We start from the raw sequence: 9,679 nt of genomic DNA, 5'->3' as shown, positions 1-9,679 counted from the left end.
GCTTTATTGATGTATATTCTAGATTATTAACGTGATGAGTTAGTATATTTATATTTTTTTTGAAGTTTGTTACATTTATTAAAATATAAAAATTAATTATATTATTACTCACTTTCATTCAGGTGAATCTTTCTGATTTTTGCAATAGGAAAACTTCCCTATGAGAGAGCCAAATCGTCGATATTCTAAATGTTGCCATATTTTAGTGCTGAAAGAGCATTACTTTGGTGCAAACGTTGCCTTATGAAATTCATCATTGCGCATCAGATCACAAAAATTGAAGATAATTTTCAATTTTCAGAGTTGCATAGTCATTCTGCAAGCAGCATGCCAGCAAAGGGCTTTTTCATAAATATTCACTTTTTATGCACTTAATGTGAATGGTGGTTGCATTTAACTTGTTGTTTTTTGGTGGTCAGCCTTTTTTTATTCACTTTTTTCCTTTGCTGGCACGATGTCTGCAATCTATTATCACTCCAACGCTCAGGTACGGATCCAGCCATTTAATTAATTTCCTTCTTTGAAACGAGGGTAAGGGATCCTGCACCCTGAATTTAGATATTGAGCGTCATGTGATGGTTAATCGCCCGCGTAAATGTGTGAGTCACGTTAACTAAAGTAAAACAATGATGAGGTTGATATGGAACAGCAAGTAACCCGCCAACAGTTTAACGAGTATATGGTGCCTGTGTATGCACCTGCCGAATTTATTCCGGTGCACGGTGCCGGATCTTGGCTGTGGGACCAATCGGGTAAGGACTATGTTGATTTTGCCGGGGGCATTGCGGTTAATGCCTTGGGTCATCGTCACCCTGCCGTTTTACAAGCACTTACCGAACAGGCAGAAAAAGTTTGGCATTTGGGTAATGGTTACACTAATGAGCCCGTTCTGCGCTTGGCTAAAAAGCTGGTCGACGCCACTTTTGCCGACAAAGTATTTTTCTGTAATTCGGGTGCTGAAGCTAACGAAGGTGCACTTAAGCTCGCTCGCCTGGTTGGGCATTCCAAAAATGCACATCAGAAAACCGAAATAATCGCTTTTAATAATGCATTCCACGGTCGCACGCTGTTTACCGTCAGCGCCGGCGGACAACCCAAATATTCGCAAGACTTTGCGCCCCTGCCGCCCGCAATCACCCATCTACCTTTCAATGACCTTGCTGCGGTTGCCGACCATATTTCCTCACGCACCTGTGCGGTTATTGTTGAACCCATTCAAGGTGAGGGCGGTGTTGTTCCTGCCGATCCTGAATTCCTCAAGGGGCTGCGTCAACTGTGTACACAATACGATGCGGTGTTGATTTTTGACGAAGTTCAAACTGGCGTGGGCAGAACTGGCGAGCTTTATGCCTATCAGGCTTACGGTGTGGTGCCTGATATTTTAACAACCGCCAAAGCCTTGGGCGGTGGTTTCCCTATCGGCGCCATGCTGACTGTGGACCGTCTCGCTGAGCACTTTCAACCGGGCACTCATGGAACGACTTACGGCGGAAATCCACTCGCGACTGCGGTGGCCGGAAAAGTATTGGATCTTATCAATACGCCAGAGGTGCTGGGCGGCGTTTCAGTACGTCACGAGTGGTTCACAGAGCGCCTGAATCAAATTAATCACCAGTATCATGTATTTTCGGAAATACGCGGTATGGGTCTGCTCATCGGCGCCGAGATGAGTGAGCGTTTCAAGGGGCAGGCCAAGCAGCTCAATCAGTTGGCGGCGGAAGAAGGGCTGATATCGCTGATAGCGGGTCCTAACGTACTGCGTTTCGCTCCTTCGCTGATTATTCCGCAGACCGACATCGAAGAAGGTTTAAACAGACTTGAACGTGCCGTTGCCCGCCTGTGTGCCTGAAATCGGCGTCATCTTTTGAAGTGAGGTAATTATCATGATGTTGATTCGTCCTGTGCGGCTCGGCGATATCGCCGATATCCTCCAGTTGTCAGGTAAAACCGGCATCGGTTTAACGTCTTTGCCTAAAGATGAGGCACACCTGCGTACGAGGATTGAGCGGTCCGTAGCAACGTGGAAGGGAGATTTAAGTAAATCTGAACAAGGGTACCTGTTCGTGCTTGAAGATCTCAGTCAGCACAAGGTCGTGGGCGTCAGCGCGCTTGAGGTGGCAGTGGGACTTAGTGAACCCTGGTACAACTTTCGCCTCGGCACGCTGGTGCATGCTTCTAAAAGTCTGAATATCTATAAACCTGTTCCGACGCTGTTTTTAAGCAATGACCACACCGGCTACAGCGAGCTTTGCACGCTTTTTCTTGACCCAGACTATCGGCACAGCAAAAACGGACAGCTGTTGTCGAAGGTCCGTTTTCTGTTCATGGCGGCGTTTCGGGACCGATTTTCGCCCAAAGTTATCGCCGAGATGCGCGGCGTGTCCGACGACAACGGCCATTCTCCCTTTTGGGACAGTCTGGGCCAGCACTTTTTTGGCATGGAGTTTGCCGAGGCCGACAGGCTGACCGGCATGGGGCAGAAGTCCTTTATCGCCGAGTTGATGCCAAAGCATCCGCTGTACACCGATTTACTCAGCGCCGAGGCGCGGGCGGTGATGGGGCAGGTGCATCCACAGACTGCTCCGGCCCGTTCATTGCTGGAGGCTGAAGGTCTACGCTATCAGGGTTACGTTGATATCTTCGACGGCGGACCTACGCTTGAAGGTGAAGTAGACACCCTGCGGGCCGTGAAAGAGAGTCGACTGCTGCCGGCAATTGTAGGCTACAGCGATTCTTTAGCCGATGAGACCTGTTATCTGGTCGCTAATGAAAACTATGCGGATTTTCGGGCGATATTAGTCACCGGAGATTCAGACCCATCAAGGTTGGTGCTTGACGTCGAGTCTGCACAGGCGCTGGGCGTCACTTCAGGCGTCACGCTGCGTGTGGTACCGCTGTTTACCGCCTCTGGGCAAAGCACCTCAACCCGACAATTATCACAAGCGAGTGAACTATGATCCATCCAGCACTTTTTATTCAGGGACAGTGGCGCAGCGGACAGGGCGTGCTGCTGGAGAAATCAAATCCGGTTAGCAATGAACGGCTTTGGTCTGCCCTAAGCGCCAGCCCGCAGGACGTCGAATCTGCGTGTCAGGCCGCCCGCGAGGCGTTCCCCGCCTGGGCTCGAAAGACTCTTGCCCAGCGCGCGGAAATTATTCAGCGCTTTGCTGCACTGCTCAGCGAAAATAAAGCCAAATTGGCCGAGACTATCAGTCTGGAAACCAGTAAGCCGCGTTGGGAAACCCTGACCGAGGTACAGGCGATGATTGGCAAGGTGGCCATCTCGCTTGAAGCCAACCAGCAACGCACCGGTGAAAAACATACGCCGATGCCTGACGGTGAAGCGGTCTTGCGTCATCGTCCTCACGGCGTGCTGGCGGTATTTGGTCCCTACAACTTCCCTGGACATTTGCCTAACGGACACATTGTTCCTGCGCTGCTGGCCGGGAACACGCTGGTGTTCAAACCCAGTGAGCTTACCCCGGCCACCGCTGAAGCTACGCTGAAGCTTTGGGAGCAGGCGGGACTTCCTGCCGGCGTGCTGAATTTGGTGCAGGGCGGGCGTTCTACCGGTGAAGCGCTGGCAGCTTCGTCACAAATCGATGGCCTGCTGTTTACCGGCAGTGCCGGAACGGGGTATCAGCTACATCGACAGCTGGCCGGACAGCCAGAGAAAATTCTTGCGCTGGAAATGGGGGGCAATAACGCGCTGATTGTTGAACCGGTGCAGGACATAGATGCTGCCGTTAACCTGACGATTCAATCGGCGTTTATTTCAGCCGGTCAGCGCTGCACCTGTGCACGTCGCCTGTTGGTTAAGCAAGGGCCGGCGGGTGATAGATTCCTTAAACGTTTAGTCGAGGTGACAAGTGCGCTGCGCGTCGGGGCTTGGGACGCAGAACCTCAGCCATTTATCGGGGGCGTTATTTCCGATACGGCGGCGCGCAATATGCTTAACGCGCAGGCATCTTTGGTTGAGCTGGGTGGAAAATCATTATTGACCCTGGCTCGCCTGAGCCCTGACAACACCTTGCTCTCGCCGGGTATTATCGACTTGACCGACGTTGCAGGCGTGCCGGATGAAGAGCACTTTGGGCCGCTGCTCAGCGTGATTCGCTACGCTGATTTTGATGAGGCAATCAGGCTAGCAAATCAAACTCGCTTTGGATTGGCAACCGGTCTGATATCAGAACAGCGCGAGCAGTTTGACCGTCTGTTGCTCGAAGCCAGAGCCGGCATTGTTAACTGGAACAAGCCGTTGACCGGTGCCTCCAGCAATGCGCCTTTCGGTGGAGTCGGAGCCTCTGGCAACCACCGTGCCAGCGCCTATTACGCCGCCGACTACTGCGCGTGGCCGATGGCGTCGCTGGAAAGTGAGCGTATTGAACTCCCTTCGGCGCTGTCGCCAGGAATTGATTTTGGACAAGCAAAGTAACCCCTCACCATCGCTGGAGAACATGATGTCTGGATATGAAGTCAATTTTGATGGTTTGGTGGGTCTAACGCATCACTACGCGGGGCTGTCATTTGGCAACGAAGCCTCTACCCGCAACCAAAGCGCGGTCGCTAATCCCAAACTGGCGGCCAAGCAAGGCCTGTTAAAGATGAAGGCCTTGAGTGACCTTGGTTTTAAGCAGGGGGTATTACCTCCTCACGAGCGTCCGCACTTGGCCACGCTGCGTCAAATGGGATTTTACGGCAGTGATGCACAGGTGTTGTCGCAGGCTAATGCTTATTCACCACGCCTGCTTTCGTCGCTAAGCTCGGCTTCTGCGATGTGGGTTGCCAACGCGGCCACCGTTTCACCCTCTGCCGACAGCGCCGATGGCCGAGTGCATTTCACCGTCGCTAACTTGAACAACAAGTTTCACCGTGCGATTGAGGCAGAGACAACGTCAGCTATTCTGCGCAGCACATTCAATCATACGCAACACTTTGCCCATCACGGCGCGCTGCCGCAGGTGGCAAGCCTGGGCGACGAAGGCGCGGCTAACCACAATCGTCTCTGCGCCGAATATGACAGGCCCGGCGTACAGGTGTTTGTTTATGGTCGTGATGGACTGGTTACCGGCAATAACGAACCGGTGCGCTATCCGGCCCGGCAGACGCGATTGGCCAGCGACGCGGTGGCGCGGTTGCATCAGTTGGAAGCTTCACGCACGGTGTTTATTCAGCAGAGTCCGCAAGCCATCGACAGCGGCGTTTTCCACAATGACGTTATTTCAGTCAGCAATCGTCAGGTGTTGTTCCATCACCAGCAGGCGTTTGTACACCAGCAGGCGGCTTTTGATGAAATTCGTCGCAAAATGGCCAGTGTCGAGTGTGAATTCCAGCCAATTGAAGTGCCACAGTCGCGCGTTTCCCTTGATGACGCAGTGGCAACCTATTTGTTTAACAGCCAGTTGCTCAGTAGGGCCGACGGCAAAATGACCATTGTTGTGCCAGAGGAGTCGCGTCAGCATGCCGCTGTGTGGGACTATTTGTCCGATCTGCGCGACAGCGGGGGTCCTATCAATCAGATTGAAGTCTTCGACCTGCGCGAAAGCATGCGCAACGGCGGTGGCCCAGCCTGTTTAAGACTGCGTGTAGCGCTTAACGAAACGGAGCTGGCCGCGGTAAATCAGGCTTCGCTAATCGATGAAGTGCTGTTTAATCGGCTCAATGTTTGGGTCGACAAACACTATCGAGACCGCATGCAGCAGGAAGATTTAGCCGATCCTCAGTTGCTGACCGAGGTTCGCCACGCGCTCGACGAGCTCACGCAAATATTGCGGTTGGGGAGTATCTATCCTTTCCAGCAGTTCTGAAGCCATTAAAATTCACGTTAAGGAGCCTGAGTCATGTTTGACGTATTAACGCTGACAATGGAGGGAACACCTCCCGCTCAGCCGGTCGGACAACTGCCTCATCTCGACTGGCAGTGGCTGGCGGAAGGCGTGCTTGAGCTTTCCCCGCGTCAGCCCTGTACACGAGCCGTCGTGCTTTCAGCGGGCATACACGGCAATGAAACTGCGCCGATAGAGCTGTTAAATCAGTTGGTCGCCGACCTGCTGGCGGGAACACGGCCACTCAGGGTTCGCCTGCTGGTGGTGATGGGCAATCCGCCGTCAATGCGGGCCAATAAACGGTTTGTACAGGCGGACATGAACCGCATGTTCGGCGGGCGTCATGCCCGCTTTCCTCCGAGTGATGAAACCGTGCGTGCGCAGCAGCTTGAGCATCTTCTGGCGCAGTTCTTTCGCAGTGCTACCGCGTCAGGCGCTACACAGCGCTATCATTACGACCTGCATACTGCGATTCGTGGTTCTCTGCATCTGCGTTTTGGCCTGCTGCCTTTCCAACCGCGTCCCCATTCGCCAGAGATGCTGCGGTGGCTAGAGAGTGCAGGGTTAGAGGCATTGGTTTACCACCGCTCGCCCGGCGGCACCTTTAGCCATTTCAGCAGTGAAGTTTTTCAGGCCGATAGCTGTACGCTGGAGTTGGGCAAAGCGCTGCCGTTTGGGGGTAATGATCTTGGTCAGTTTAGCCAGATAAAACGTGCACTTGAGGCGCTGGTCAGTGATGTTCCCGCCGCCGAGCGTCAAGGTGAGCCGATGAAGCATTACCAGGTGGTGCAGGATATTTTACGCGAGCAGCAGGACTTCGAGCTGCATATTCCTGCCGATGCGCTCAATTTCACGGCTTATCCGCAGGGCTACATGCTGGCCGAACAATCGGGTAAAACTTATCGCGTGGAGCATACCGAGGAAGTGGTGTTGTTTCCGAATCCTAACGTCGGGCTGGGTTTGAGGGCAGGGCTAATGCTGGTGTTGAAATCGTAGACTACCCATACAAAAAGCCGCCTGCATGGCAGGCGGCGGGGTACAAATTCTAATTTTTTTAATACTTAAATTTAGAGAGCTTTCCACAGTGAGAAGGCGGCAACTGGGTTCCAGGTCTCAATTGAAGAGTGTGATTGCAGGCAACGATATTTTTTGCCCTGATAGGTCACTACGGTGCCTGCCTTATAGGCAGTCCCTGTTTTCCAATCACTTTCGGAAGGCGCAACAACCGTGTCGTCACTGGTTTTAGCCGTAAACGTCGCGCTTGCAGCCGATTGCACACCCTTGGCCGTCTCAGCAATGACATAATAGCGGTAAGTCGTGCCTGCGGTGAGACCACTTTCACGTAACTCTGAGTTCGCGGTGGTGGCAGTCTTAACGCCGTTACGATAAACGTGATACTTCGTCACGGTCACGTTGTTGACAGGTTTCCAGCGTAGGTTCAGGGCGTTTTTAGTCACTGAATCTACTGTCAGGCCTTTCGGTGCATGCGGATGAACAACCGCGTCTTCTTCTTCATCTTGAACGATTTTTGCATTAACCGTTTCACTTGCCTGAGAGCGATTGCCTGCTGCGTCGTGAGCTACAACATGGTAGCTGTATTCAACACCCGCTATAGCCGCGTTGTCTTTCCATGTTGTGAAAGGCGTTGCATCAGTCTTTCTGCTGTCACGATAAATCCAATAACCGGTAACGCCAACGTTATCGGTCGAAGGCTGCCAGTTAAGAGTGATATCCTTACCCGATACGCTTGCCTGTAGATTAGCCGGTGCTGTAGGTGCGGTATAGTCTACATCTGGGGCTGGTGTAGAATTGTCGCCCGCCGCTTTCCGCATATCGTTAATATATTCAACCTGGTGTTCCATGTTCATTTGTTCGGTATTTGAGCCTAACGTCCAGACAAAGAAACCACCGTATTGGTTTTGGGCCTGCCACTTGGCACGTTCAAGATTATTTTCTTTGCTCTCTGCAAAGTTGCCGCCCGGTGCCCACTGTTTATTAATGGTGGTGCCGAGGATCAATTTAGATTTGTCGCCAAGCGCTTTAGCATAGTTGGACATTGCCACTTTATACTTGAAGTTATGACCTGCGTCGTAGGCCATCACATTGTAAAAGTCGAACACGCCTTTACTCTTGGAAAGCAGTGGCAGCACTTCACCAGAGTGGTCGGAGTTAACGTAAGAACAATCCTTGCTGTCTGCCGTAGAGCATTCAATCGGATCCGCACCAACATGATAAGTGGTCAAGCTCAGCATTTTTTTGCTGTTTGGTCCGAGCAACTGGCGTATACGTTGAGACAATTTTAGAAGATTGTTATTTTCTTCTGGGGTCAGGCGTGCGGCTTTTTCAAAATCGAAATCGATGCCGTCGAGCTGGACAGTTCCAGCTTTCTGGTTATGATTCATTTGGCACGTGCCTTTATCATCTTTGGATAGGCACTCGCCCTGCATTTCTTCAGGTTTAAGCCCTTTTTTGTACACCGGATAGTCGGTCTTCAACAGATTAACCAGGCTATTGGCCAATTTTTCACGCTGAACTTGGCTAGTGATATAGGACCAGATTATTTCATCATTCTGTCCGCCAAAGGCGACCATCATTTTCTTTTCTGGATGATCGAGTTTAAGCGTTGTCCAGGTTTCGTAGGCATTATTATCTAATGACCACGGATTATACGGAGGAATATCGATGATTTTATCAGACGAGTTAATGTTACCTTCTGCATCCCATTTTCCAAAAGACAGCAGGAAGGTATCAACTTTGGTGTTTTCCAAGTCTGCGCGTGCACCGTGTGGAAGTCCCCACGAGGTCAAATAACTGATCGTGCGGTTTTGGTCGGCCGCCAATGCAGACTGTGTCAGTAATGCAGCACCCACTAATATGGCTATACGTAATTTGTTCAACATAAATCCTATGAATGTAAGGGATATTTCGTTGAGCAATTTATACACAATATGGGTTGGAGAAACTTCTGCACTTCATTAAGACTTTTAGTATATAAATGTCAGCAAAATATAAAAATTACCGAATTTCATTCACATAAACATAATTGTCGGTACTAAATCGATGATGCGCCAAAATGACCGGCAGCGCGCTTTGGTCAAACGATACCTCGTCAATCACCATTACCGCGTGGGGTGCAGTGAGCTCCAGCAGTCGCAAATCCTCTTCATTGGCAAGCACGGCCGTGATCTGTTCACGCACCGCCGCCACGCGCACGCCGTATTTTTCCAGCAGAAAACGATAAAGCAGCGGGGGCAGGTTTTCGGCCGCCGGGAAGTCGGGCAGGCGATCGGCGGCGAGTACCAACTGTTCATGCATGGTGGGTGCGTCTTTTATTTTTCGTAAACGTTTTAGGCGAATAACCGGTGCCTGCAACGAAATATTGAGCTTCTCTGCTTCATATTCACTGGCGTAACCGGTTTGGTAATCAAGCAAAATAGTGTGTGAATGTACCAGCGATCCGTCGCGGCCGTGCAGGCGAAAATATTGGAAAAAATAGCTCAGATTGTGCAGCGGTGCCCAGCCGGTCACTACTGTTCCGGTTTTACGTCGCCGCATCAGCATGCCTTCGGTGGTCAGGGCCGATAGCGCCTTCCTCACCGTGCCTACCGATACACCAAAATCGGCCGCCAGTGTATTTTCGCTTGGCAATACCATGCCCGGCGTCAGTTGCCCCATCAGAATAGATTCGCTGATATGACGTTTCACGACCTCATACAGCGGCGCGCCTTCCCTGTCGCTTAAACGAGCGAAGCTGCTTGCTTCCTGCTCACCTTTATTTTGTTGGCTCATACCTGATTACCTATTGACCTGAAGGGATATCTGCTTTATCTATAAACTATATAGAAATAAGATTG

General features: G+C 51.3%; 7 protein-coding genes. 5 read left to right on the top strand and 2 right to left on the bottom strand.

The window, feature by feature from the left end; all coding sequences use genetic code 11:
• The first annotated feature begins 640 nt into the window (after positions 1 to 640).
• The 5 genes from BS639_RS21105 to astE are packed head-to-tail and all read left to right on the top strand — an operon-like array spanning position 641 to position 6,821.
• Positions 641 to 1,849, top strand: a complete 1,209-nt coding sequence (locus BS639_RS21105) for an aspartate aminotransferase family protein (protein WP_084984248.1) — start codon at positions 641 to 643, stop codon at positions 1,847 to 1,849.
• Positions 1,850 to 1,883: 34 nt separating this feature from the next.
• On the top strand, positions 1,884 to 2,957 hold the full coding sequence (astA, locus tag BS639_RS21100; RefSeq protein ID WP_055770683.1) for an arginine N-succinyltransferase: 1,074 nt from the start codon (positions 1,884 to 1,886) through the stop codon (positions 2,955 to 2,957).
• Positions 2,954 to 4,435: a succinylglutamate-semialdehyde dehydrogenase gene (gene astD, locus BS639_RS21095; RefSeq protein ID WP_084984247.1), complete on the top strand. Its 1,482-nt coding sequence runs from the start codon at positions 2,954 to 2,956 to the stop codon at positions 4,433 to 4,435. Before astA ends, astD begins: the two co-directional genes overlap by 4 nt.
• A 25-nt stretch (positions 4,436 to 4,460) precedes the next feature.
• Positions 4,461 to 5,807 (top strand): N-succinylarginine dihydrolase, encoded by a 1,347-nt coding sequence (astB, locus tag BS639_RS21090; RefSeq protein ID WP_084984246.1) that lies wholly within the window; start codon positions 4,461 to 4,463, stop codon positions 5,805 to 5,807.
• Between the two features lie 33 nt (positions 5,808 to 5,840).
• Complete coding sequence (gene astE / locus BS639_RS21085; protein ID WP_084984245.1) at positions 5,841 to 6,821, top strand: succinylglutamate desuccinylase; 981 nt, start codon at positions 5,841 to 5,843, stop codon at positions 6,819 to 6,821.
• 71 nt (positions 6,822 to 6,892) lie between these two features.
• Here the strand turns inward: astE and BS639_RS21080 are convergent, their stop codons facing one another.
• Both BS639_RS21080 and BS639_RS21075 read right to left on the bottom strand, forming a co-directional pair.
• Complete coding sequence (locus BS639_RS21080) at positions 6,893 to 8,725, bottom strand: fibronectin type III domain-containing protein (RefSeq protein ID WP_084984244.1); 1,833 nt, start codon at positions 8,723 to 8,725, stop codon at positions 6,893 to 6,895.
• A gap of 115 nt (positions 8,726 to 8,840) precedes the next feature.
• Positions 8,841 to 9,614 (bottom strand): GntR family transcriptional regulator, encoded by a 774-nt coding sequence (locus tag BS639_RS21075; protein WP_084984243.1) that lies wholly within the window; start codon positions 9,612 to 9,614, stop codon positions 8,841 to 8,843.
• Between the last annotated feature and the right edge of the window lie 65 nt (positions 9,615 to 9,679).

Source organism: Rouxiella silvae (assembly GCF_002093625.1).
Taxonomy (GTDB): Bacteria; Pseudomonadota; Gammaproteobacteria; order Enterobacterales; family Enterobacteriaceae; genus Rouxiella; species Rouxiella silvae.
The sequence above is the reverse complement of the archived record's forward strand: the minus strand, read 5'-3'. Positions and strand labels throughout refer to the sequence as shown.

Coding starts and splice junctions, on each gene's coding strand:
- BS639_RS21075 (WP_084984243.1), bottom strand. CDS start 9,614: ATGAGCCAACAAAATAAAGGTGAGCAGGAAGCAAGCAGCTTCGCTCGT.
- astD (WP_084984247.1), top strand. CDS start 2,954: ATGATCCATCCAGCACTTTTTATTCAGGGACAGTGGCGCAGCGGACAG.
- BS639_RS21105 (WP_084984248.1), top strand. CDS start 641: ATGGAACAGCAAGTAACCCGCCAACAGTTTAACGAGTATATGGTGCCT.
- BS639_RS21080 (WP_084984244.1), bottom strand. CDS start 8,725: ATGTTGAACAAATTACGTATAGCCATATTAGTGGGTGCTGCATTACTG.
- astE (WP_084984245.1), top strand. CDS start 5,841: ATGTTTGACGTATTAACGCTGACAATGGAGGGAACACCTCCCGCTCAG.
- astA (WP_055770683.1), top strand. CDS start 1,884: ATGATGTTGATTCGTCCTGTGCGGCTCGGCGATATCGCCGATATCCTC.
- astB (WP_084984246.1), top strand. CDS start 4,461: ATGTCTGGATATGAAGTCAATTTTGATGGTTTGGTGGGTCTAACGCAT.